Raw genomic sequence first — 22853 nt, 5'->3', positions numbered from 1 at the left:
ATCGGAAGAGTCTTGCAGGGCGGACCGAAACCAGGACGACCGGGCCGGTCCGGGCACGTACCCTTTTCTGTTGTGTCGAACGCCAATGAAGACAGCTCCCGTGCCCTGACCCAGGTGCAGCACCGCGCAGTCAGCGAACTGCTGCGGGTGTCCCCGGTCGCCGACGACCTCGCTCGCCGTTTCCAGGACGCCGGGTTCAGTCTCGCCCTGGTCGGCGGATCGGTCCGGGACGCGCTTCTCGGCAGGCTCGGGAACGATCTGGACTTCACGACCGACGCCCGCCCCGAGGCCGTGCTGAAGATCGTCCGGCCGTGGGCCGACTCGGTCTGGGAGGTCGGGATCGCCTTCGGCACGGTGGGTGCCCAGAAGGACGGCTACCAGATCGAGGTCACCACCTACAGGTCGGAGGCGTACGACAGGACCTCGCGCAAGCCCGAGGTGTCCTACGGTGACTCCATCGAGGAAGACCTCGTCCGCCGTGACTTCACGGTCAACGCGATGGCCGTCGCCCTTCCGCAGAAGGAGTTCATCGACCCTCACGGCGGCCTCAAGGACCTGGCGGAGCGCGTTCTGCGTACTCCCGGAACACCCGAGGAGTCGTTCTCCGACGATCCGCTGCGGATGCTGCGCGCTGCCCGCTTCGCGGCTCAGCTGGACTTCGATGTCGCTCCCGATGTGGTCACCGCGATGACGGAGATGGCCGGGCGCATCGAGATCGTCTCCGCCGAGCGGGTCCGGGAGGAGCTCAACAAGCTGCTGCTCTCCACCCACCCCCGCAAGGGACTGGCGTTGCTCGTCGACACGGGGCTGGCGCAGCAGGTGCTGCCGGAGCTCCCCGCACTGCGTCTGGAAAGTGACGAGCATCACCGTCACAAGGATGTCTACGAGCATTCGCTGACCGTTCTGGAGCAGGCCATGGACCTGGAGCAGGACGGCCCCGATCTGGTCCTGCGCCTTGCCGCTCTTCTCCATGACATCGGGAAGCCGAGGACGCGACGCTTCGAGAAGGACGGCCGGGTCTCGTTCCATCACCACGAGGTGGTGGGGGCGAAGATGGTCAAGAAGCGGATGACCGAGCTCAAGTACTCCAACGACATGGTCAAGGACGTCTCGAAGCTGGTGGAGCTTCATCTGCGCTTCCACGGATACGGCGACGGCGAGTGGACGGACTCCGCGGTCCGCCGCTACGTGCGGGACGCCGGCCCCCTTTTGGAGCGGCTGCACAAGCTGACCCGCTCGGACTGCACCACGCGCAACAAGCGCAAGGCCGCCGCCCTCTCGCGGACCTATGACGGTCTTGAGGAGCGCATCGCGCAGTTGCAGGAGCAGGAGGAGTTGGATGCCATCCGCCCCGACCTGGACGGCAACGAGATCATGAAGACCCTGGGCGTCGGCCCCGGGCCGGTGATCGGCAAGGCGTACGCGTTCCTGCTGGAGCTGCGCCTGGAGCACGGACCGATGGAGCATGACGTGGCAGTCGGGAAGCTCAAGGAGTGGTGGGCCGCGCAGGGCTGAGACCGCGGGAGCGGTGGGTCATGTTTCACGTGAAACATGACCCACCGCTCTGGTGCCCGAGGGGCGCTGTTTCACGTGAAACAGCGCCCCTCGCTCGGCTCCGCCTCGGTCACTGGGCGGCTTCTCCGGTGCGGCTCCACCGGAACATCAGCACCGCGACGACCGCGTAGAGAACGGCCACCCCGACCACCACCACGGCCGATCGCCCATCAGGAGGCAGCATCAGTGCGGAGACCGCGGCGGCTCCCACAAAAGCAACGTTGAACAGCACGTCGTAGAGGGAGAAGACCCGGCCGCGGAAGGAGTCCTCCACCGCGGTCTGCACCACGGTGTCGGTCGCGATCTTCGCCCCCTGGGTGGCCAGCCCGAGGATGAACGCTGCGACCAGCATGGGTACGGGGACGAACCACAGCCCCAGCGCGGGTTCGAGGACGGCGGCCCCTGCCGCGCACACCGTCAGCCAGCGGACCCGGCCGAGCCGTCCCGCCGCCCAGGGGGTTAGTACGGCCGCCGCGAAGAACCCCGCACCGGAGGCCCCCACGGCCAGCCCCAGAAGAGCCAGGCCCTCGGATTCGCTGTCGGTCCAGGCGTACCGGCACAGCATCAGCACCGTGACGGTCAGCGCTCCGTAGCAGAAACGCATCACGGTCATGGCGGCCAGTACCCGGGTGGCCTGCTTCCGCTGCGCCAGATGACGCAAGCCGTCGACCAGCCCCTGGGCGGTGTCGCTCAGGGCCTCCCCCAGCCCGATCCGGTGTCCGTCCCGATCCGGTCCGAGGAGCCCGGTGGCAAGGGTCAGGGAGGCCAGTGCCGACGTGAGGTAGAGCGCCGCGCCCAGCAGTACCACCGCGGCATCGGAGTCCGAGGCCAGCAGCCTCACGGCGAAGGCGAGGCCGCCGCCCGCCGTGGCCGCGAGCGTCCCGGCGGTCGGCGAGAGAGAGTTGGCCAGCACCAGCCGGTCGCTGTCGACGACGCGCGGCAGCGCCGCCGAGAGCCCGGCCAGGACGAAGCGGTTGACCGCGGTGACGCACAGCGCCGAGGCGTAGAAGAGCCAGTCGGGCGCGGAGCCGAGGATGAGGAGCGCTGTGCAGCAGGCGAGCGCGGCACGCAGCAGGTTTCCGTACAGAAAGACCTGGCGGCGCGGCCAGCGGTCCAGCAGAACGCCGGCGAAGGGGCCGATGAGCGAGTACGGCAGCAGCAGCACCGCCATGGCGGACGCGATTGCGCCCGCCGAAGCCTGTTTCTCCGGCGAGAAGACGACATGAGCCGCCAGTGCCACCTGGAAGACGCCGTCGGCCGACTGGGAGAGAAGTCGTACGGCCAGCAGACGACGGAAGTTCCGAAGGCGCAGAAGAACGCGCAGATCACCCACGACGGCCATGTGATCAAGAGTCACATACGTTGAGGGTCCCCGGGCAGATTGCCCGGGGACCCTCAACAGCACGGAACGGAATGAGCGTTGCCGCTCAGCACCCGGCCGTGTGGACGTGCCGTGTCCGGCTGCGTCAGTTGGAGACCTCGCCGCGGATGAACTTCTCGACGTTCTCGCGGGCCTCGTCGTCGAAGTACTGGACCGGCGGGGACTTCATGAAGTAGGAGGACGCGGAGAGGATCGGGCCGCCGATGCCGCGGTCCTTGGCGATCTTCGCGGCGCGGACGGCGTCGATGATGACACCGGCGGAGTTCGGGGAGTCCCAGACCTCGAGCTTGTACTCCAGGTTCAGCGGAACGTCACCGAAGGCACGGCCCTCGAGGCGCACGTACGCCCACTTGCGGTCGTCCAGCCAGGCCACGTAGTCCGACGGGCCGATGTGGACGTTGTCCGCACCGAGCTCGCGGTCCCGGATCTGGGAGGTGACGGCCTGCGTCTTGGAGATCTTCTTGGACTCCAGGCGCTCACGCTCGAGCATGTTCTTGAAGTCCATGTTGCCGCCGACGTTCAGCTGCATCGTGCGGTCCAGGATGACGCCCCGGTCCTCGAAGAGCTTTGCCATCACGCGGTGCGTGATGGTGGCGCCGACCTGCGACTTGATGTCGTCGCCGACGATCGGGACACCGGCCTCGGTGAACTTGTCCGCCCACTCCTTGGTGCCGGCGATGAAGACCGGGAGAGCGTTGACGAACGCGACCTTGGCGTCGATGGCGCACTGCGCGTAGAACTTCGCAGCGACCTCGGAGCCGACGGGCAGGTAGCAGACGAGGACGTCGACCTTGCGGTCCTTGAGGACCTGGACGATGTCGACCGGGGCCTCGGCCGACTCCTCGATGGTCTGGCGGTAGTACTTGCCGAGACCGTCGTGGGTGTGGCCGCGCTGGACGGTGACGCCGGCGTTCGGCACGTCGCAGAGCTTGATGGTGTTGTTCTCGCTGGCACCGATGGCGTCCGCGAGGTCGAGACCGACCTTCTTCGCGTCGACGTCGAAGGCGGCGACGAACTCGACGTCCCGCACGTGGTAGTCGCCGAACTGGACGTGCATCAGACCGGGCACCTTGCCGGCCGGATCGGCGTCCTTGTAGTACTCGACGCCCTGGACCAGCGAGGCGGCGCAGTTGCCCACGCCGACGATGGCTACGCGAACCGAACCCATTCCGGTTGCTCCCTGTGTGTTTTGGATGTTTCCGATGAAGGCCCCGCGGATCTGCGGGGGACCTCACTCTGCGGTGTCGTCGGACGGATCCGGCGGGGTGTCACCCCGGCGCCGGGGCAGGCCGCCCGTCTCTCCTGCGGTGTTCTGCTGAGCTTCGCTCCCGGGCGAGGATCGTCGCTGATCCCGTCCCGACCGCTCGCTCTCGATGAGCTCGTTCAGCCAGCGCACTTCGCGCTCCACGGACTCCATGCCGTGTCGCTGCAGCTCAAGTGTGTAGTCGTCGAGGCGCTCCCGGGTGCGGGCCAGTGAGGCCCGCATCTTCTCCAGCCGCTCCTCGAGCCGGCTGCGCCGGCCTTCCAGCACGCGCATCCGCACCTCGTGCTCCGTCTGTCCGAAGAAGGCGAAGCGGGCTGCGAAATGCTCGTCCTCCCAGGAGTCGGGGCCGGTGTGCGAGAGCAGCTCCTCGAAGTGCTCCTTACCTTCCGCCGTCAGCCGGTAGACGATCTTGGCGCGGCGTCCGGCCAGTGAGGAGGAGGGGGCGACCGCACGGCCGGTTGCGGGCGGCTGGTCGACGGGGGCGGCACCCGGCTCCTCGATCAACCAGCCGTTGGCGACCAGCGTCTTGAGGCAGGGGTAGAGGGTGCCGTAGCTGAAGGCACGGAAGATCCCCAACGAGGTGTTGAGGCGCTTGCGCAGCTCGTAGCCGTGCATCGGGGACTCGCGGAGCAGGCCGAGAACGGCGAATTCGAGGATGCCGGAGCGTCTGCTCAACTTCGCCTCCTCCTTCTCCGAGTGCGCCCGGGTGTGTCCGAGTGCTTTGAGTGCGTCCGAGTGCTTCTGCGGAGCCCGATGCCGGGCCGATGTACCGAGCTGATGTATCGACTCGATACATCCCGACGATAGATCGGGAGTCGCGATGCGACAAGGGGAGTCATCGTGAACGGCGTCACATCGTGAATTCATAGGCACCGACTTGCGTTGTTTGGGGTGAAGTTCGGCCCTAGGGGGGTTTTGGCCGTGCGTAGTCTGTGCGGCATGCAGACCACCGGTAACCGCGCGACGCGCCCGCGCGTCACTCTCCGTGGGCCAGCCGGACGCATGGCGGACGAGCCCGTCTCAGGGCTTGTCCGTAATTCGGGGGACCGGATCTCAACTGCCGCTTCCAGGCGCTCTCGCCTGCCCGAGGAGTAGTCGTTCGATGAGCGAGCACCGTCGCAAAACGCCGCAACCGCAAGGTGGCGGGCGTGCAGCGGCCAGACGAGCCGCCCAGCAGTCCTCATCAGGACGCCGCGCCGCTCCGTCACGTGGAGTAACTTCCGAGTCACCTTCCGGTTCGAGCGGCGGTGACAGCCCGTACGGCGGACGCGCCGAGGCCAGACGTGCCGCCCAGCGGGGCGGCGGGAGCCGTCGTGCCGCCGAGGGCGGCGGAGCAGGTCGCGGCGGCGGCGGACGCCGTCGTGGTGGCGGTGACGGCGGGCACGAGGGGCCGGGCAGGGGGCGGGGCCGAGGCCCCCAGCGCCCTGCCAAGAAGCGGTTCATCGACTACCCGCGCGCCGGCAAGTACGGCTTCCGACGCTGGGTTCCGTCCTGGAAGCTGGTCTCCAGTCTCTGCGTCGGCTTCCTCGGCCTGCTCATGGGCGTCGCCGGTATCGCATACGCGATGGTCGAGAAGCCCAAGGTGAACGAGGCCGCGGAGGCGCAGAACAACGTCTACCTCTGGGACGACGGCTCGCAGATGGTCGCCACGGGCGGTGCGGTCAACCGCCAGATCATCGGCTACGAGCAGATTCCCGAAGCGATGCGGGACGCCGTCATCTCGGCCGAGAACAAGTCCTTCGAGCATGACCGGGGCATCGACCCCATGGGCATCGCGAGGGCCCTGTTCAACATGGCCACGGGCGGTGAGACGCAGGGTGGATCGACCATCACCCAGCAGTACGTGAAGAACTCGCGTCTGTCCCAGGAGCAGACCCTGAGCCGGAAGTTCCAGGAACTATTCATCACGCTCAAGGTCAGCAACGACATGAAGAAGAACCAGATCATGGCGGGCTACCTCAACGTCTCGTACTACGGACGAGGTGCTTCGGGGATCCAGGCGGCGGCCCGTACGTACTACGGCAAGGACGCCGTCGACCTGGATCCGAGCGAGTGCGCGTTCCTGGCCACGCTGCTCAAGGGCGCGTCCTACTACGACCCGGCGGGTGCCACCGACGTCGACCCTGTGCAGGCGACGGAGAAGCTGAACACCGAACGGGCCAAGAAGCGCTGGAAGTGGATCCTCGACGAAGAGGTGAAGGACGGGCGTCTTTCGAAGGCGGAGCGCGCCAAGTACACCGAGTTCCCGATGCCGGACCTGCCGAAGAAGAACGCCCAGCTGGAAGGCCAGACCGGTTACCTGGTCGAACTCGCCAGGCAGTACTTCCTCAGCAACAACAAGCATGGCGTCACGGCGGAGATGCTGTCCCGCGGCGGCTACCAGATCAAAACGACCTTCAACAAGAAGAAGGTCAACGAGCTCAAGAACGCGGTTCAGAAGGTCTACGACAGCAAGATCAAGCCGAAGCAGCGCCCGAAGACGGACACCCACGTCCAGTTCGGCGGCGGCTCGGTGGACCCCGAGACCGGGGCCATCGTGGCGATCTACGGCGGTCAGGACGCGACCAAGCACTTCACCAACAACGCCAACCCCACCGGTGCGCAGGTCGGTTCGACCTTCAAGCCGTTCGTGCTGGCGGCGGCGATGGAGTACGGCAAGCGGAACCCCGCGCTCTCCGAGGACCAGGACGACTCGGAGCGCACCAAGGTCTCGCCGCTCAGCATCTACAACGCCGATAACAAGCTGAAGATCAAGAAGTACAACGGCGAGATCTGGACCGACGAGAACGGCAAGGAGTGGCTGCAGGCCAACGACGGCGGTGAGTCGAAGGGCAACATCACCCTTCGCGAGGCGATGCAGTGGTCGGCCAACTCCCCGTACGTGCAGCTCGGCATGGACGTCGGCACCGACAAGGTGAAGAACGTCGCCATGGCCGCGGGGCTCAAGGACGACGAACAGATGGCGGATTCGCACGTGCCGTCGTTCTCCATCGGTACGTCCTCGCCCAGTGCGATCCGGATGGCCGGTGCGTACGCGACCTTCGCCGCCAGTGGCCAGCAGCGCGAGCCCTTCTCGGTCTCCGAGGCGAAGTTCGACGGCAAGACCATCTACCGGCACAAGGACGCCCCCAAGCGTGCCTTCGACGCCGCGATCGCCGACAACGTCACCGATGTCCTGAAGAACGTCGTCGAGAAGGGCACCGGTACTCCCGCGCAGATCCCCGGCCGGGACGTGGCGGGCAAGACGGGTACGACGGACGACAACAAGTCGGCCTGGTTCGTCGGTTACACGCCGCAGCTGTCCACAGCCATCAGCATGTACCGGCTCGACGACGACGCGACGAACAAGAACCGCAAGTTCGAGAAGATGTACGGCACGGGTGGCGAGCGGACGATCCACGGTGCTTCGTTCCCGGCCCAGATCTGGCACGACTACATGGTGGGTGCGCTGAAGGGGAAGCCGGTCCTGACCTTCCCGGAGCCGGGTCCGATCGGTGACAAGGTCTACGGCGGCGGTGCGCAGAGCCCCACGCCGACGCCCACGGCGCCGACGACGCCCTCGCCGACCATGTCGGTGACGGAGTCGCCCTCGATGACCGAGTCCCCGTCGGAGCCCGACCCCACCGAGACCTGCGGAACGTTCGACTGGGACTGCCAGCACAACAACGGCGGGACCAACAGCGGCGCGAACGGCGGCGGCCCCGGTGGCGGCAGCACCAGTCCGACGACGACACCCGATCCGCCGACCGGCGGGAACGGGAACGGCGGCGGAAACGGCAACGGCGGGAACGGCAACGGCGGATTCTTCGGCGGGCCGACCGGATAGCGTTCGCGCGGCCGATGGGCCGACCCGGTCATGAGGGCCGCCGCACCACATGGTGCGGCGGCCCTCGTCGTTTCCACAGTCCGGTACGGCAGGATGAGCGGCATGCCAAGCGCAGAAGACACGAGTGTGCACCAGCCCGAGGAACGGTCGGTCGTACGGCCCACCCACCAGGACGAGGTGGCTGCGGCCGGAAGCGAGCTGATCGGCGGGAGGTCGGGGCGCTGGACACGGCTCGGCAGCACGGCGCTCACGCCCGTGGGCGCCATCGCGCTGGTGGCTCTCGGGATGTTCGCGCTGGGCATGGTGCAGAAGCTGCCCTGTTACAACTGGGCGTGGTTCCGGGGCGCGGGTTCGCAGTACACGCACGCCTGTTACTCGGACATCCCGCATCTCTTCGCCGCCCGGGGCTTCTCCGACGGGCTGGTGCCGTACTTCGACCGGCTGCCCGGTGACATGCAGTTCCTGGAGTACCCCGTCCTGACAGGTGTGTTCATGCAGGTAGCCGCCTGGCTGACACCGGGCGGATCCATTCAGCACCGTGAGCAGATGTACTGGATGGTCAACGCGGGCATGCTGATGATCTGCGCCGTGATCATCGCCGTCTGCGTCGCCCGTACGCACCGGCGCCGCCCCTGGGACGGGCTGCTGGTCGCTCTTGCGCCGGCCTTCGCGCTCACCGCGACGATCAACTGGGACCTGCTGGCCGTCGCGCTGACGGCCGCGGCGATGCTCATGTGGTCCCGGGGACGGGTGCTGGCGTTCGGCATCCTCATCGGGCTCGCCACGGCCGCCAAGCTCTATCCCGTGTTCCTGCTGGGGCCGGTGTTCGTCCTGTGCTGGCGGGCGGGCAAGTGGCGGGAGTTCGGCATGGCGACGCTCGGGGCGGCGGTGTCCTGGCTGGTGGTGAACCTGCCGGTGATGGCCCTCGCGCCGGAGGGCTGGAAGAAGTTCTACACGTTCAGCGAGGAACGGGGCATCGACTTCGGTTCCTTCTGGCTGATCATCACCCAGCGGACCGGCGAGAGCATCGAGGTCTCGACCGTCAACACCGTCTCGACCCTGACGACGGTCCTGCTGTGCGCGGCGATCGGTGCACTGACCCTGATGGCGCCGCGGCGGCCGCGCTTCGCGCAGCTCGCCTTTCTCGTCGTCGCGGCGTTCATCCTCGTCAACAAGGTCTACTCGCCGCAGTACGTGCTGTGGCTGATCCCCCTGGCCGCCCTGGCCCGGCCGCGCTGGCGTGACTTCCTGATCTGGCAGGCGTGCGAGGTCATGTACTTCCTGGGGATCTGGATGTACCTCGCGTACACGACGAGCGGGGACAAGCACCAGGGGCTGCCCACGGAGGGGTACCAGCTGGCGATCGCCCTGCATCTGCTGGGCACGTTGTACCTCTGCGCCGTGGTCGTACGGGACATCCTCATGCCGGAGCGGGACGTCGTACGGCGCGACGGGTCGGACGATCCGTCCGGCGGGGTGCTCGACGGGGCCCCGGACGCGTTCGTGCTGGGGCGGGCGGCGCATCCGGAGCGCCATGCCCACCCGGCGGTGGAAGGGCCACGGGTGGAATGGGGCGCGGCGCGCGGACCGGTCGCCGACTGAGAGCCTGTCGCCCGACAGGCTCCGAGAGCCGGGTCTCTCCCGTCCGGAGGGACCCGGCTGCTTCCTAACGGTCGACGAGGCGGTCGAACTGGGTGGTCGTGTGGCGCAGATGGGCCACCAGCTCGTCGCCGACCTTCGGCTCCTGGGCGTCCGACGGGACGAACAGGATCGAGACCTGCATGTGCGGCGGCTCGGCGAACCAGCGCTGCTTGCCCGCCCAGACGAACGGCGACAGGTTGCGGTTGACCGTGGCCAGGCCAGCGCGGGCGACGCCCTTGGCGCGCGGCATCACACCGTGCAGGGCCTTCGGGGCCTCCAGGCCCACGCCGTGCGACGTACCGCCGGCGACGACCACCAGCCAGCCGTCCGAGGCGGCCTTCTGCTGGCGGTAGCCGAAGCGGTCCCCCTTGGCGACGCGCGTGACGTCCAGGACGGCACCCCGGTACTCCGTCGCCTCGTGGTCGCCGAGCCACAGCCGGGTACCGATGCGGGCGCGGAAACGGGTCTGCGGGAACTGCTGCTGGAGCCGGCCCAGCTCCTCGGCGCGCAGATGGCTGACGAACATGGTGTGCAGCGGCAGCCGGGCCGCGCGCAGCCGGTCCATCCAGCCGATGACCTCCTCGACCGCGTCCGAGCCGTCCGTGCGGTCCAGCGGCAGGTGCAGGGCGAAGCCTTCGAGCCGTACGTCCTCGATGGCGGCGTGCAGCTGCCCGAGCTCCTCCTCCTTGACGCCGTGGCGCTTCATCGAGCTCATGCACTCGATGACGACCCGTGCGCCCACCAGGGCGTGCACGCCGTCCACGGAGGACACGGACCGGATCACGCGGTCGGGCAGCGGCACCGGCTCCTCGCCCCGGCGGAACGGAGTGAGGACCAGGAGGTCGCCGCTGAACCAGTCCTTGATGCGGGCCGCCTCGTAGGTGGTTCCGACGGCGAGCATGTCGGAGCCGAAGCGGATGGCCTCGTCGGCCAGCCGTTCGTGGCCGAAGCCGTATCCGTTGCCCTTGCAGACCGGTACGAGGCCGGGGAACTGGTCGAGGACGGATTTCTGGTGCGCCCGCCAGCGCGCGGTGTCGACGTAGAGGGAGAGCGCCATGGCCGGTCCGGAACCCTTCTGGTGACTGCTGTGTGGGAGGTGTGTGAAGCCGAAGCCCCATTCAAACCAATGAAGCCGGATTCGTCAGCGGGGCGACGCGTATCGGCGGGGCGTCGTGTACGGCGCGACGCGGGCCGGCGGCGTGGGTCAGCGGCGCGACATGTAGATGTCGAGCGCCTTGTGCAGCAGCTTGTTGAGCGGGAAGTCCCATTCGCCGAGGTACTCGGCCGCCTGGCCGCCGGTGCCCACCTTGAACTGGATCAGACCGAAGAGGTGGTCGGTTTCGTCCAGCGAGTCGGAGATGCCGCGCAGGTCGTAGACGGTGGCACCCATGGCGTACGCGTCGCGCAGCATCCGCCATTGCATCGCGTTCGAGGGCCGGACCTCGCGCTTGTGGTTGGCGGACGCACCGTAGGAGTACCAGACGTGCCCGCCGACGATCAGCATGGTCGCGGCCGCGACGTTCTCGCCCTCGTGCCGGGCGAAGTACAGCCGCATCCGGTTGGGGTCCTCGTTGTTGAGGGCCGTCCACATACGCTGGAAGTAGCCCAGCGGACGCGGCCGGAAGTGGTCGCGCTCCGCCGTGATCTCGTACAGCCGCTGCCACTCGTCGAGCTCGGCGTAGCTGCCCTGGACGACCTCGACGCCGGCCTTCTCGGCCTTCTTGATGTTGCGTCGCCACAGCTGGTTGAAGCCCTTGTGGACGTCTTCGAGCGAGCGGTTGGCCAGCGGCACCTGGAAGACGTAGCGGGGCTGTACGTCACCGAATCCGGCGCCGCCGTCCTCGCCCTGCTGCCAGCCCATCTTCCGCAGCCGGTCCGCCACTTCGAAGGCGCGCGGCTCGATGTGGGTGGCCTCGACGTCGCGCAGACGCTTCACTTCCGGGTCCTGGATGCCCGACTTGATGGCGGCCGCGTCCCAGCGGCGGATGATGACCGGCGGGCCCATCTTCACGGAGAAGGCACCCTGCTGCTTGAGGTGCGCCAGCATCGGACGCAGCCAGTCGTCCAGGTTCGGGGCGTACCAGTTGATGACCGGGCCCTCGGGCAGATAGGCGAGGTAGCGCTTGATCTTGGGCAGCTGCCGGTAGAGCACCAGTCCGGCGCCGACGAGCTGTCCGGTCTTGTCGAACCAGCCGAGGCTCTCCGAGCGCCACTCGGCCTTCACGTCCGCCCATGCCGGGACCTGCATGTGACTCGCCGCAGGCAGGCTCTGGATGTATGCCAGATGCTGCTCTCGGCTGATGGTCCTCAGGGTCAGGCTCATGCGGGGCGCTCCTCGGCAGGTGTGTCCCCATCGGTCAGGGGCTCCGGCTCTCGCGCCGAAGCCTACTGTGGCCGACGAGTACGCCGACTGGCCCTATGGGGACCAGCCGTTCCGCCGCCGTCGCGACCCGGGTTGCGGGGGTTTCTTGTACGGGGAACGGCGCGGGGACCCTGTGTGGTTCCCACGCCGTTCCGCCTTCCGGTTGCGACTGTGCCGGGTCAGCCCACCACGCCGCCGAAGAGGCCGCCGTGTGCCATGCCCAGGAAGAAGCCGATGGCGGCCGCGCCCATGCCGATGATCAGCGGGAACCGCTCGCGCGTGGTCACCGAGATGTACTGGCCGTACGCGCCTGTGAGGATCCCGATGAGTCCGGCCCACGAACTGATCAGATGCAGGTTGTGGAACATCGCCGTCACGAAGGCGAGTAGGCCGAGGACCAGCGTCACCGCCACAAAGGTCTGCTGGAGCGGATGGGGCTTGCCGTCCGTGGCGAGCAGTGAGACGGGGGGACGGGGTCGTATTGCCTGTGCCATGGAGTACCTCCTGGCCGAATGGGGCGCGTGGTGGCGCCGCTCACACCCGATGTGTCCAGATTGCGTCTCCTGACCACCGGATTTCAACCGGAGGCCGGTCTGCGGGTACTCTGTACGGTCTGCACCGGTGTCTGCCCAGGCCAGCACGGCAGCCCCTCTCCATGGAGGGTGTTGTCAGTGGCGGCTGTTTTACTCGGAGACATCGATGCTCACGCATCACGACCCTCCTGCCACGGAACGACCGTGGCCGCTGAGTCCAAAGGAGGTGGGTTCCACATGCGTCACTACGAGGTGATGGTCATCCTCGACCCCGATCTCGAGGAGCGCGCTGTCTCCCCGCTGATCGAGAACTTCCTCTCCGTCGTCCGTGAGGGCAACGGAAAGGTCGAGAAGGTCGACACCTGGGGCCGTCGTCGTCTCGCTTACGAGATCAAGAAGAAGCCCGAGGGCATCTACTCGGTCATCGACCTGCAGGCCGAGCCTGCGGTCGTCAAGGAGCTCGACCGCCAGATGAACCTGAACGAGTCGGTCCTCCGGACCAAGGTCCTCCGTCCCGAGTCCCACTGAGCGTCTAGCTCAGTGGTCATCGGGTTCGAGTAGCAGCAAGCAGCCAGAAGCAATCCCCGCCGAGAGGTTCATCCATGGCAGGCGAGACCGTCATCACGGTCGTCGGCAATCTCGTCGACGACCCCGAGCTGCGCTTCACCCCGTCCGGTGCGGCGGTCGCGAAGTTCCGTGTCGCGTCCACTCCCCGCATCTTCGACCGGCAGACCAATGAGTGGAAGGACGGCGAAGGCCTGTTCCTCACCTGCTCGGTCTGGCGGCAGGCGGCGGAGAACGTCGCCGAGTCGCTCCAGCGAGGCATGCGCGTTGTCGTGCAGGGCCGGCTGAAGCAGCGGTCGTACGAAGACCGCGAGGGCGTCAAGCGCACGGTCTACGAGCTGGATGTCGAGGAAGTCGGCCCCAGCCTGAAGAACGCCACGGCCAAGGTCACCAAGACCACCGGTCGCGGTGGTCAGGGCGGCCAGGGTGGATACGGCGGCGGCCAGCAGGGCGGCGGCAACTGGGGCGGCGGTCCCGGTGGTGGCCAGCAGGGTGGTGGCGGCGCTCCCGCCGACGACCCGTGGGCCACGAGCGCGCCCTCCGGCGGCCAGCAGGGCGGGGGCCAGCAGGGCGGCGGAGGCGGCTGGGGCGGAAGCTCCGGCGGCTCCGGCGGCTCCGGCGGCGGCTACTCGGACGAGCCTCCCTTCTAGGGCAGCTCGTACCCCCACTTCTTGATCACACAGGAGAAACACCATGGCGAAGCCGCCTGTGCGCAAGCCTAAGAAGAAGGTCTGCGCTTTCTGCAAGGACAAGACCCAGTACGTGGACTACAAGGACACGAACATGCTGCGGAAGTTCATTTCCGACCGCGGCAAGATCCGTGCCCGCCGCGTCACCGGCAACTGCACGCAGCACCAGCGTGACGTCGCCACGGCAGTCAAGAACAGCCGTGAGATGGCGCTGCTGCCCTACACGTCCACCGCGCGATAAGGGAAGGGTGACCGAATCATGAAGATCATCCTCACCCACGAGGTCTCCGGCCTCGGTGCTGCGGGCGACGTCGTCGACGTCAAGGACGGGTACGCCCGTAACTACCTGGTTCCGCGTGGCTTTGCCATCCGCTGGACCAAGGGTGGCGAGAAGGACGTGGCGCAGATCCGCCGCGCCCGCAAGATCCACGAGATCGCCACGATCGAGCAGGCCAACGAGATCAAGGCCAAGCTCGAGGCCGTGAAGGTCCGTCTGGCCGTTCGCTCCGGCGACGCCGGCCGTCTCTTCGGCTCCGTGACGCCGGCCGACATCGCCTCGGCGATCAAGGCCGCCGGTGGCCCCGACGTCGACAAGCGTCGCGTCGAGCTCGGCTCGCCGATCAAGACGCTCGGCGGACACCAGGTGTCCGTGCGTCTGCACCCCGAGGTCGCTGCGAACCTCGGCGTCGAGGTCGTTGCTGCCTAAGGGCACAGCTCACCTGAGCAGCTGAAGGGCCGCACCCCCCGGGGTGCGGCCCTTCGTCGTGCTTTCGGCCTTTCGGTCCTTCGGCCTGGCGGTTCCCCGGTCTCGCGGTCTCACGACCTCGCGGTTTCACGGTTTCACGTGAAACGGGACCATGGCCGGTGGCTCAGCGGGTGGCCCCGGTGACGACCCACTTGCCGGAGCGGGTGCGCAGCCAGAGCGTCACCATGCGGACGGTCATCATCAGCGCCATCGCCCACCACAGCGCCGTCAGGCCGCCCCCGATCACCGGGACCAGCAAGGCGACCGGAGCGAAGACCGCGAGCGTGACGAGCATGGCCCACGCCAGGTATCGCCCGTCACCGGCGCCCATCAGTACTCCGTCCAGGACGAAGACCACACCCGCGATCGGCTGGGACAGCGCTACCACCAGCAGCGCCGGGAGCAGGGTTTCCTGCACGGCCCGGTCGCTGGTGAACAGGGGCACGAACAGCGGCCGGGCAAGGATGATCAATGCCCCGAACACCACCCCGGAGACGATGCCCCACTGCACCATGCGACGGCATGCCTCGCGTGCGCCCTTTGTGTCGTCGGCTCCCAGGTAGCGGCCGATGATCGCCTGACCGGCAATGGCGATCGCGTCGAGAGCGAAGGCCATCAGGCTCCAGAGGGAAAGGATGATCTGGTGCGCGGCGATCTCGGTGTCGCCGAGACGGGCGGCGACGGCGGTGGCGATCAGCAGTACGGCACGGAGTGACAGCGTACGGACCAGCAGTGGAACGCCGGCCTGGGCGCTGGCCCTGATGCCTGCCGCGTCGGGGCGCAGCGAGGCGCCGTGCCTTCGGGCTCCCCGTACCACCACGACCAGATAGGCGACGGCCATCGCGACCTGTGCGATCACGGTGCCCCAGGCCGATCCGGCGATCCCGAGTCCGGCGCCGTAGACCAGTCCCGCGTTGAGGGCTCCGTTGGCCGCGAAGCCTCCTATGGCGACGTAGAGCGGGGTTCTGGTGTCCTGCAGGCCGCGGAGAACGCCGGTCGCGGCCATCACCACGAGCATGGCCGGGATGCCGAGGCTGGAGATCCGCAGATACGTGGTCGCATAGGGGGCTGCCGTGTCGGAGGCGCCGAATACCTCCACCAGCCAGGGGGCCGTGGGGAGAGCGATGGCGATGACGGCGACGCCCAGCAGGACCGCCAGCCAGATGCCGTCCATGCCCTGCCGGATCGCGGAGGCCAGATCGCCCGCTCCGACCCGTCGTGCCACTGCCGCGGTGGTGGCGTAGGCGAGAAAGACGAAGATGCTGACGGCGGTGGTCAGCAGGGCGGCGGCGACGGCCAGGCCGGCCAGCTGCGGGGTGCCGAGATGGCCGACGATGGCACTGTCGACCATCACGAAGAGCGGCTCGGCGACGAGCGCGCCGAAGGCAGGAACGGCGAGCGAGATGATCTCGCGGTCGTGCCGTCGACGACTGGGCGGCGGGGACGCCGGGGCCTGGATCATGGGGGCCAATCTAATCTTCCACAGGTAATGGATGCAATGGCATAGCATCCCTTACATTTGCTCACGCCCGGCGTTCTCCTGTGTGCCGTTTGTCGTGATCTTGTGCTGACTCGGAAAGTTTTTCTCCCCCACAGGCCGTGGATGGGGAAACGCCAGGTCAGGGCGCTGTTGATGCGGGTGCTATGAGTTTGTCCACAGTGCTGTCCCCCGCTCCGTGCACAGGTTCCGCAGAGTTCTCCACAGCATCTGATCGGTCGTCCACATGCCCTGTGGATAACCAGATTGGCTGACGGTGCCGAGCGGCCTACCGTGGACCGGCGCCCGCACCCCGTTCCGGACTCGGAACCACTCAGAACTCGACGCGCCGGAACCGGAGTCGGGCGTCTTGTTTGTCGGTGCTGTGCCGTAAGAAAGAGTGGCATGGCGAGGTCCGCGGAGCGGACGGGAGGAGGTGGCCCGGTGAGCATTCCCGAGCCTTTGGACGACCCCTGGGCCGAGACCGGTCCCAGCGACCGTCTGCCCGTTTCCCGGCAGCGCCGCGGTGAAGGCAGGGACCGCGGCGAGCAGCACGAACGCGGCAGGGAGAGCGGCGGCTGGGAGGGTGGCTCACCCGGTTTCGAGCGGGTTCCGCCCCAGGACCTCGATGCCGAGCAGTCGGTCCTCGGTGGCATGCTCCTGTCCAAGGATGCCATCGCCGATGTCGTGGAGATCATCAAGGGCCACGACTTCTACCGGCCCGCGCACGAGACCGTCTACCAGGCGATCCTCGACCTCTACGCGAAGGGCGAGCCGGCCGACCCGATCACGGTGGCGGCCGAGCTGGTCAAGCGCGGCGAGATCACCAAGGTGGGCGGGGCGCCGTATCTGCACACCCTCGTCCAGTCCGTGCCGACCGCGGCCAACGCTTCGTACTACGCGGAGATCGTCCATGAGCGGGCGGTCCTGAGGCGGCTCGTCGAAGCCGGCACGAAGATCACGCAGATGGGATACGCGGCGGACGGCGATGTCGATGACATCGTGAACTCCGCGCAGGCCGAGATCTACGCGGTCACCGAGCAACGCACCAGCGAGGACTATCTGCCGCTCGGCGACATCATGGAGGGCGCGCTCGACGAGATCGAGGCGATCGGTTCGCGCAGCGGCGAGATGACCGGTGTGCCGACCGGTTTCACCGACCTCGATGCCCTGACGAACGGTCTGCACCCGGGGCAGATGGTCGTCATCGCGGCCCGTCCCGCCATGGGTAAGTCCACGCTGGCCCTCGACTTCGCACGGGCTTGTTCGATCAAGAGCAATCTGCCCAGCGTGATCTTCTCCCTCGAAATGGGACGCAACGAGATCGCGATGCGTCTGCTCTCCGCCGAGGCCCGGGTGGCGCTGCACCACATGCGTTCCGGCACCATGACCGACGAGGACTGGACGCGGCTGGCCCGCCGGATGCCCGATGTCTCGGCCGCCCCGCTCTACATCGACGACTCCCCGAACCTCTCCATGATGGAGATCCGGGCCAAGTGCCGCCGTCTCAAGCAGCGCAACGACCTCAAGCTCGTGGTCATCGACTATCTGCAGCTGATGCAGTCCGGCGGCTCCAAGCGTGCCGAGAGCCGCCAGCAGGAAGTTTCGGACATGTCCCGAAACCTCAAGCTGCTTGCCAAGGAGCTTCAGCTTCCGGTCATCGCGCTCTCCCAGCTGAACCGTGGTCCCGAACAGCGCACCGACAAGAAGCCGATGGTCTCCGACCTGCGTGAATCCGGATCCATCGAGCAGGACGCCGACATGGTGATCCTGCTGCACCGCGAGGACGCGTACGAGAAGGAGTCCCCCCGCGCCGGTGAGGCCGACCTGATCGTGGCCAAGCACCGTAACGGTCCGACGGCAACGATCACAGTGGCCTTCCAGGGCCACTACTCGCGCTTCGTGGACATGGCACAGACCTGACCGGCGCCGTCGGAGGCCCCGGGCGCGGTCCGGCGCGGTCCGGGTGCCGGTAAATGGGCTCGCCACCGCTTGGTTCTGCGGGTAGTTGTTTGAGCATGACCTACTCACCCGAACAGTTGCTACCGGGGACACAGCGTGCCCTCCTGCACCGCATCGCCACCGCTCAGTCGGAGGGCCGGGCGCCCTCTCTCGTCGCCGCGGTGCGGAGGCAGGGGCGGACCGTCTGGAGCGGTGCCCGCAGTTGTGTGGACGGCCACGCCCCCGACGGCGACACGCAGTTCAGGATCGGCTCCCTCACCAAGACCTTCACCGCGGTGCTGGTGCTGCGCCTGCGCGACGAGGGCCTCCTGGACCTGGAGGATCCGCTGGAGAAGCATCTGCCCGGCACCGGCGTCGGCGACGTAACGATCCATCAATTGCTGGGGCACAGTGCGGGACTCGGTGCCGAGGCGCCCGCGCCCTGGTGGGAGAGGACCCCGGGCACGCTGCGGCCCGAGTTGGCCGATGTGCTCGGCGAGCAGACCCGGATGCACAGCCCGGGTCAACGTCACCACTACTCGAACCCTGGCTACACACTGCTGGGTGCGCTGGTCGAGAAGGTGCGCGGGGCGAGCTGGGCGGAGGTGCTGCGGCGCGAGATCCTGGAGCCGCTCTCCATGCACCGCACCGGCCCCCACCCGCAGTCGCCACACGCGGGCGGCTGGGCCGTGCATCCCTGGGCCGACGTCATGCTGCCCGAACCGGCGGAGGATCTCGGGCTGATGGCCCCGGCCGGCCAGCTCTGGTCCACGACCGATGACCTCCTGCGCTTCGCGGCCTTCCTGGCCGAGGGGGACGACAGGGTGCTCCGTGCCACCTCCGTGAAGCAGATGCGCGTACCGTCCGCACCGGCCGAGCCCGGTGAGTGGCAGGTCAACTACGGTCTGGGTCTTCAGGTGGTGCGGAGCGGCAGCCGCACCCTCATCGGTCATACGGGCTCGCTGCCCGGATTCCTGGCTGCCCTGTGGATCAGCGTCGAGGACGATGTGGCGGCCGTAGCGCTCACCAACACGACGGCGGGGCTGATGGTCGGCGGTGTCGCAGCCGACCTCGTGGACATCGTGGCCGAGTCCGAGCCCCGTATTCCGGAGCCCTGGCGCCCGTTGCCGGAGGCGGATGCCGAACTGCTGGCGCTGACCGGTCCCTGGTACTGGGGCACGCGCTCGAACGTCCTGCGGATGGCCGCGGACGGCGGGCTGGAGCTTGGACCCCTGCAGGGCGCCGGTCGTGGCGCCAGGTTCACCGCACAGCCCGATGGCACCTGGATCGGTCTCGATGGCTACTACGCGGGGGAGACGCTGCGCGTGGTCCGTAACAGCGACGGCAGTGTGAACCACCTCGATCTGGGGTCGTTCGTCTTCACGCGGGAGCCGTACGACCCTGCGGCAGCCGTTCCCGGTGGAGTGGACGAGGGCGGATGGCGGGGCCTGGAAGGCTGAGCGTCACGTTTCACGTGAAACAGCGGGAGGGAGTGGGCCGGCTCAGGCCGTCAACTCCCGTTCCAGCGGGGTGCGGAAGCGCGGAGTGATCCGTGCCTGGCCCACCCATTGCGAGAACCGGGATGCTTCTGCCTCAATCGCGGCGGAGGCATCCCGGCCCGTGTCGGACAGCAGCCGCCAGACCGGCTCACCATCGGCTCGCTGGGCCCAGCCGCCCACGATCCGGCCGTTCCACCACACGGTCGGGCCGATGTTGCCGGACCGGTCGAAGAGGGCCTCCCGATGCCCGGCCGGGAGATGGAAGCCACGATCGGCCCACCCCATGGCGCTGGGGTCAAGGGCCGGAAGCAGCGCCGCCCAGGGTTCCGGAGCGGGTTCCGGTGCCATGTCCTCTGGCAGTACCCACCCCGTGGCGCCGCCGTCGAGCCGGACCGGCTCGGCCCCGACGGCCGCGAGTGCCCTACGGACCTGGCCCACTCCCCAGCCCGTCCACCACTTGAGGTCGGCTTCGGTCGCCGGGCCGTAGGAACGGAGCCAGCGCCGGGCCAGCTCGGCCTGCGCCTGAGCGGGCTCCTCGAACGGCCAGGGCTCGGACGTCGTCCAGCGGAACTGGCTGGAGGTCCAGGAACCGCGTGGCCGGTCCCGGCGGATGCGGTTCTCGGCGGCCAGGATCCGGATGACCCGGGAGGCGACGCCCTGCACGGTCTCGGCCCTCTTGCCGGGGAAGAGGGTGATCTTTGTACGCAGAGCAGCCACGGCGGCGGAGAGCTCGGTGCCGGTCGCGGTGCCGCGGTCGGCCAGAGCGGCGAGTGTCTGCCGTTCCGCGTCGGCGAGCCAGCACTCGTCCAGGCCGTTGCCGTCGTCCGCCAAGTGTTTGAGGAAGGCCCGGCGCTCCTTGGCAGCCACGGTCCGCGCGTTCGACGCGTCGACACAGGGGGCGAGATCCCGCGACACGACGAAGAGGGTGTTCCGCATGGAGAGTTGCCGGACCAGCGAGACCTCCCCGTAGAGAGCCTCTTCCACCGGGGCGACGTCCGCCTCGGTCATGCGGGCACACGCCGAGAGGAAGACGGTGGCGGCGTCGGTGGCGTGCAGTGCGACGAGCGCGTCGGCCACGGAGACCGGGGAGGCGGTCCGTACCGACGGGGCCAGGAGATGACGTCGTCCGAGCCTGATCCTGCGCTGTTCGTCACTGATGCGGTGCATGGACGACCCCTCTCCCGGATTCCGAAGCGCGATCAGAGTGCGAGCTTGAAGCCCACATGGCTGGCGGTGAATCCGAGCCGCTCGTAGAAGCGATGGGCATCGGTCCGGGTCGCATCCGACGTCAGCTGGACCAACTGGCAGTCCTGCCGCCGCGATTCGTCCACGGCCCACTCGATCAACAGGGTGCCGAGGCCGCTGCCGCGCTCGTCGGCGTGGATGCGTACGCCCTCGATGACCGAGCGGGTCGAGCCGCGCCGGGAAAGCCCGGGAATCACGGTCAGTTGCAGGGTTCCGACGACGCGGCCTTCGCGTACGGCGACCACCAGGTGCTGGTTCGGATCGTCCGCGAGCCGTTGGAACGCGGCGCGGTACGGGGCGAGGTCGTCCGGCGACTCACGCCGGGCACCCAGCGGATCGTCGGCGAGCATGGCCACGATCGCCTGGATGTCGGCGAGGGCGGCGGGGCGTATCTCCAGATCGCTCATGATCGGCAGGGTACGCAGCCCGGCCGGGCGGCGCACGGCGTCGGTCCGTCCCGGGCAGGCCGGACCCACGCGACCGGCCAGGCCGGCTTCCGTGACATGGCGCAGATGCCGCGGCGACCAGGATCACGGCTTTGCGACGGCCGTCGTGCAGTCGCTCGTCCGAAGTGTTCCACCGGCCCGCAGCCGATGGCGGCTCCGGGCCGTGCGGGCGTCGGCGGTCAGCCCATGGCAACGGTCAGCGGGGCGTAGCGACGGGTCCAGTCGCCCGGCACATCCGCGGCTCCATGTGTCATCACCGCCGTCGTGGAGCCGGGCCGCAGACCGTGCTCCTCGAACCAGTCGAGCAGCTGGGTATGGCGCGTGTCGATGTCCGCGCGCAGCGGCAGATCCGTCGCCTCCGCGAGCGAGGCGACAAGGGTCTCAGCCGTGGCGGTGTCGCGCGCGACCAACGGGCCGATCGCATGGGTCCGGTCGCTGGGCCAGACCGCCGCGTAACCGATGAGACGCCCCCCGTCCTCCGCGACCCGGATGTGGTCGGCGTACGCGGGGAGCCGGGCGAGGACATGGGTCCGGTCGGCGCCGAAGACATCCGCGTCCAGCAGGACCATGGCTCGCAGGTCCTCCGCCGTGGCCGGGCGGACGGAGACAGCAGGGGGCCTGCCGTCGGTCGGCCGGAAGAAACCGGCGACCCGCTGGGAGTGGCCCACGACCGAGAAGCCGAGCTGTTCGTAGAGCGGTTGCCCCGCAGCCGTCGCGTAGAGGCTGAGCGGGATGTCCCCGGACTCGGCGATCACATGGTGCATCAGCTGCCGCGCGATTCCCTGCCGCGCATACCGCTCCGCGACGAGCACCATGCCGATGGCTGCCAGCCCGGTGCCGTACGAGGTCACCACGCAGCTGGCCATCAGGCCCTTGCCGTCGGGGTCATCCACGCCGTAGCCAGTTCCGGCGGCGAGGAGCAGGCCCCACCTGTGCTCATCGCGTGGCCAGCCACGGTCTTCGCTGAGATCGGCGCAGGCGACCAGGTCGCCCGGGGTGAGGCGCCGGACATGCAGTTCGGTGATCGGACGGGGCAGTGAGCTAGGCATGAAGGTCAGGCTGTCCGACCCGATGTCCGCCCGTCCACCCCTTTACCTGTTCCGGACGAGTGACGCAGCCGACGGCCGCGCCGGGTCGGTCCCCAGGGCTTCAGCACCGATATCGCGGTGACGAAGAGGTACGTCGCCGTTGCCACCGACGGCGCGACCACCAGGTCGATGTCGACGGCCCCACGTGCCGCGGCCTCGTCGATGCCGGGACGCAGGGAGAAGACGGACAGTGCCACGGTGATCAGGGTGAGCCAGAACTTCGTCCAGACCCACCGGTGCCTGGCCAGCCCCCATGGGGTGCCGAGCGCCAGAACGAGGCCGCTGAAGAGGGAGAACAGGGCGACCGGCACGATCAGCCAGTCCCCGAAGATTTTCATGGCACGGGTGGCGGCCTGCGCGGTGGCGGGGTCCTTGGTGGAGAATGCCGCGATTCCGAGCGCCAGCAGTCCGACGGTCAGTCCCAGCCAGCTCACGGATACCGCGACATGTGCCACCAGGAGGCTGCGACGGGCGGGGCGTTTGAGTGGTTTCACGTGAAACACGGTGCCGGGAGCGGGGCGATCGGGCGTCTGACAGCGGGAGTAATCGCGCGTACTAGCCTCGGCGTACGGCACGCGTTCTGCGGGCTCCACACGTT

21 protein-coding genes are annotated in these 22853 nt (G+C 68.2%); 9 read left to right on the top strand and 12 right to left on the bottom strand.

Annotated elements, in window-relative coordinates:
• Window positions 1–72: 72 nt before the first annotated feature.
• On the top strand, window positions 73–1515 hold the full coding sequence (locus OG842_RS19815; protein WP_266731322.1) for a CCA tRNA nucleotidyltransferase: 1443 nt from the start codon (window positions 73–75) through the stop codon (window positions 1513–1515).
• Window positions 1516–1624: 109 nt separating this feature from the next.
• Here the strand turns inward: OG842_RS19815 and OG842_RS19810 are convergent, their stop codons facing one another.
• From OG842_RS19810 to OG842_RS19795, 4 genes are all read right to left on the bottom strand, one after another.
• Window positions 1625–2896, bottom strand: coding sequence for an MFS transporter (locus OG842_RS19810; RefSeq protein ID WP_266731320.1), 1272 nt, complete (start codon window positions 2894–2896; stop codon window positions 1625–1627).
• Window positions 2897–3020: 124 nt separating this feature from the next.
• Window positions 3021–4103 carry an inositol-3-phosphate synthase gene (locus OG842_RS19805; protein WP_266731319.1) on the bottom strand — a complete coding sequence of 361 codons (1083 nt, stop codon included), beginning with the start codon at window positions 4101–4103 and terminating at the stop codon, window positions 3021–3023.
• A 63-nt stretch (window positions 4104–4166) separates the two neighbouring features.
• Complete coding sequence (locus OG842_RS19800; RefSeq protein ID WP_266731318.1) at window positions 4167–4874, bottom strand: PadR family transcriptional regulator; 708 nt, start codon at window positions 4872–4874, stop codon at window positions 4167–4169.
• 550 nt (window positions 4875–5424) lie between these two features.
• Entirely contained in the window at window positions 5425–5583 is a 159-nt protein-coding gene (locus OG842_RS19795; RefSeq protein ID WP_266731317.1) for a hypothetical protein, read from the bottom strand.
• Window positions 5584–5763: 180 nt separating this feature from the next.
• Here OG842_RS19795 and OG842_RS19790 point away from each other — a divergent pair, with 180 nt between their 5' ends.
• Together OG842_RS19790 and OG842_RS19785 are read left to right on the top strand one after the other, a co-directional pair.
• Window positions 5764–8025, top strand: coding sequence for a transglycosylase domain-containing protein (locus tag OG842_RS19790; protein ID WP_266731316.1), 2262 nt, complete (start codon window positions 5764–5766; stop codon window positions 8023–8025).
• A 102-nt stretch (window positions 8026–8127) separates the two neighbouring features.
• The gene (locus OG842_RS19785) at window positions 8128–9627 is read left to right on the top strand and encodes a glycosyltransferase family 87 protein (RefSeq protein ID WP_266731315.1); all 1500 of its coding nucleotides are present in this window, start codon (window positions 8128–8130) and stop codon (window positions 9625–9627) included.
• A gap of 64 nt (window positions 9628–9691) precedes the next feature.
• Here the strand turns inward: OG842_RS19785 and OG842_RS19780 are convergent, their stop codons facing one another.
• The 3 genes from OG842_RS19780 to OG842_RS19770 form a co-directional block, all read right to left on the bottom strand.
• Window positions 9692–10723, bottom strand: a complete 1032-nt coding sequence (locus OG842_RS19780) for an alanine racemase (RefSeq protein ID WP_124719891.1) — start codon at window positions 10721–10723, stop codon at window positions 9692–9694.
• Window positions 10724–10870: 147 nt separating this feature from the next.
• Entirely contained in the window at window positions 10871–11989 is a 1119-nt protein-coding gene (locus OG842_RS19775) for a lipid II:glycine glycyltransferase FemX (RefSeq protein WP_266731313.1), read from the bottom strand.
• A 218-nt stretch (window positions 11990–12207) separates the two neighbouring features.
• Window positions 12208–12522 (bottom strand): hypothetical protein, encoded by a 315-nt coding sequence (locus tag OG842_RS19770; protein ID WP_266731312.1) that lies wholly within the window; start codon window positions 12520–12522, stop codon window positions 12208–12210.
• A gap of 276 nt (window positions 12523–12798) precedes the next feature.
• Between OG842_RS19770 and rpsF the strand changes: the two genes are divergently transcribed.
• The 4 genes from rpsF (at window position 12799) to rplI (ending at window position 14520) form a co-directional block, all read left to right on the top strand.
• Complete coding sequence (rpsF, locus tag OG842_RS19765; RefSeq protein WP_072487610.1) at window positions 12799–13089, top strand: 30S ribosomal protein S6; 291 nt, start codon at window positions 12799–12801, stop codon at window positions 13087–13089.
• 74 nt (window positions 13090–13163) lie between these two features.
• Window positions 13164–13775 (top strand): single-stranded DNA-binding protein, encoded by a 612-nt coding sequence (locus OG842_RS19760; RefSeq protein ID WP_072487611.1) that lies wholly within the window; start codon window positions 13164–13166, stop codon window positions 13773–13775.
• Window positions 13776–13818: 43 nt separating this feature from the next.
• A complete protein-coding gene (rpsR, locus tag OG842_RS19755) occupies window positions 13819–14055 on the top strand; it encodes a 30S ribosomal protein S18 (protein WP_003967857.1) in 237 nt (78 codons plus the stop codon).
• An 18-nt stretch (window positions 14056–14073) separates the two neighbouring features.
• Entirely contained in the window at window positions 14074–14520 is a 447-nt protein-coding gene (rplI, locus tag OG842_RS19750) for a 50S ribosomal protein L9 (RefSeq protein WP_266731309.1), read from the top strand.
• 163 nt (window positions 14521–14683) lie between these two features.
• Here rplI and OG842_RS19745 read toward each other — a convergent pair whose 3' ends face one another.
• Window positions 14684–16021 carry an MATE family efflux transporter gene (locus OG842_RS19745; protein ID WP_266731307.1) on the bottom strand — a complete coding sequence of 446 codons (1338 nt, stop codon included), beginning with the start codon at window positions 16019–16021 and terminating at the stop codon, window positions 14684–14686.
• Between the two features lie 477 nt (window positions 16022–16498).
• Between OG842_RS19745 and dnaB the strand changes: the two genes are divergently transcribed.
• Both dnaB and OG842_RS19735 read left to right on the top strand, forming a co-directional pair.
• The gene (dnaB, locus tag OG842_RS19740; protein WP_206433546.1) at window positions 16499–17959 is read left to right on the top strand and encodes a replicative DNA helicase; all 1461 of its coding nucleotides are present in this window, start codon (window positions 16499–16501) and stop codon (window positions 17957–17959) included.
• 95 nt (window positions 17960–18054) lie between these two features.
• Complete coding sequence (locus OG842_RS19735; RefSeq protein WP_266731305.1) at window positions 18055–19437, top strand: serine hydrolase domain-containing protein; 1383 nt, start codon at window positions 18055–18057, stop codon at window positions 19435–19437.
• A 42-nt stretch (window positions 19438–19479) separates the two neighbouring features.
• Here the strand turns inward: OG842_RS19735 and OG842_RS19730 are convergent, their stop codons facing one another.
• The 4 genes from OG842_RS19730 to OG842_RS19715 all read right to left on the bottom strand — a co-directional run bounded on the left by OG842_RS19730 (window position 19480) and on the right by OG842_RS19715 (window position 22749).
• Window positions 19480–20643: a winged helix DNA-binding domain-containing protein gene (locus tag OG842_RS19730; protein WP_266731304.1), complete on the bottom strand. Its 1164-nt coding sequence runs from the start codon at window positions 20641–20643 to the stop codon at window positions 19480–19482.
• A gap of 32 nt (window positions 20644–20675) precedes the next feature.
• Window positions 20676–21128: a GNAT family N-acetyltransferase gene (locus OG842_RS19725; protein ID WP_266731302.1), complete on the bottom strand. Its 453-nt coding sequence runs from the start codon at window positions 21126–21128 to the stop codon at window positions 20676–20678.
• Between the two features lie 218 nt (window positions 21129–21346).
• Window positions 21347–22216 carry a GNAT family N-acetyltransferase gene (locus OG842_RS19720; RefSeq protein WP_266731301.1) on the bottom strand — a complete coding sequence of 290 codons (870 nt, stop codon included), beginning with the start codon at window positions 22214–22216 and terminating at the stop codon, window positions 21347–21349.
• A 5-nt stretch (window positions 22217–22221) separates the two neighbouring features.
• Window positions 22222–22749: a DUF2269 domain-containing protein gene (locus OG842_RS19715; protein ID WP_266731300.1), complete on the bottom strand. Its 528-nt coding sequence runs from the start codon at window positions 22747–22749 to the stop codon at window positions 22222–22224.
• Window positions 22750–22853 lie beyond the last annotated feature (104 nt).

Origin of the sequence: Streptomyces sp. NBC_00376, from assembly GCF_036077095.1 — a bacterium.
GTDB lineage: Bacteria > Actinomycetota > Actinomycetes > Streptomycetales > Streptomycetaceae > Streptomyces.
The sequence above is the reverse complement of the archived record's forward strand: the minus strand, read 5'-3'. Positions and strand labels throughout refer to the sequence as shown.

Coding starts and splice junctions, on each gene's coding strand:
- OG842_RS19720 (WP_266731301.1), bottom strand. CDS start 22,216: ATGCCTAGCTCACTGCCCCGTCCGATCACCGAACTGCATGTCCGGCGC.
- OG842_RS19770 (WP_266731312.1), bottom strand. CDS start 12,522: ATGGCACAGGCAATACGACCCCGTCCCCCCGTCTCACTGCTCGCCACG.
- rpsF (WP_072487610.1), top strand. CDS start 12,799: ATGCGTCACTACGAGGTGATGGTCATCCTCGACCCCGATCTCGAGGAG.
- OG842_RS19730 (WP_266731304.1), bottom strand. CDS start 20,643: ATGCACCGCATCAGTGACGAACAGCGCAGGATCAGGCTCGGACGACGT.
- OG842_RS19785 (WP_266731315.1), top strand. CDS start 8,128: ATGCCAAGCGCAGAAGACACGAGTGTGCACCAGCCCGAGGAACGGTCG.
- rplI (WP_266731309.1), top strand. CDS start 14,074: ATGAAGATCATCCTCACCCACGAGGTCTCCGGCCTCGGTGCTGCGGGC.
- OG842_RS19725 (WP_266731302.1), bottom strand. CDS start 21,128: ATGAGCGATCTGGAGATACGCCCCGCCGCCCTCGCCGACATCCAGGCG.
- OG842_RS19735 (WP_266731305.1), top strand. CDS start 18,055: ATGACCTACTCACCCGAACAGTTGCTACCGGGGACACAGCGTGCCCTC.
- OG842_RS19805 (WP_266731319.1), bottom strand. CDS start 4,103: ATGGGTTCGGTTCGCGTAGCCATCGTCGGCGTGGGCAACTGCGCCGCC.
- OG842_RS19775 (WP_266731313.1), bottom strand. CDS start 11,989: ATGAGCCTGACCCTGAGGACCATCAGCCGAGAGCAGCATCTGGCATAC.
- OG842_RS19760 (WP_072487611.1), top strand. CDS start 13,164: ATGGCAGGCGAGACCGTCATCACGGTCGTCGGCAATCTCGTCGACGAC.
- OG842_RS19810 (WP_266731320.1), bottom strand. CDS start 2,896: ATGGCCGTCGTGGGTGATCTGCGCGTTCTTCTGCGCCTTCGGAACTTC.
- rpsR (WP_003967857.1), top strand. CDS start 13,819: ATGGCGAAGCCGCCTGTGCGCAAGCCTAAGAAGAAGGTCTGCGCTTTC.
- OG842_RS19790 (WP_266731316.1), top strand. CDS start 5,764: ATGGTCGAGAAGCCCAAGGTGAACGAGGCCGCGGAGGCGCAGAACAAC.
- OG842_RS19780 (WP_124719891.1), bottom strand. CDS start 10,723: ATGGCGCTCTCCCTCTACGTCGACACCGCGCGCTGGCGGGCGCACCAG.
- OG842_RS19745 (WP_266731307.1), bottom strand. CDS start 16,021: ATGATCCAGGCCCCGGCGTCCCCGCCGCCCAGTCGTCGACGGCACGAC.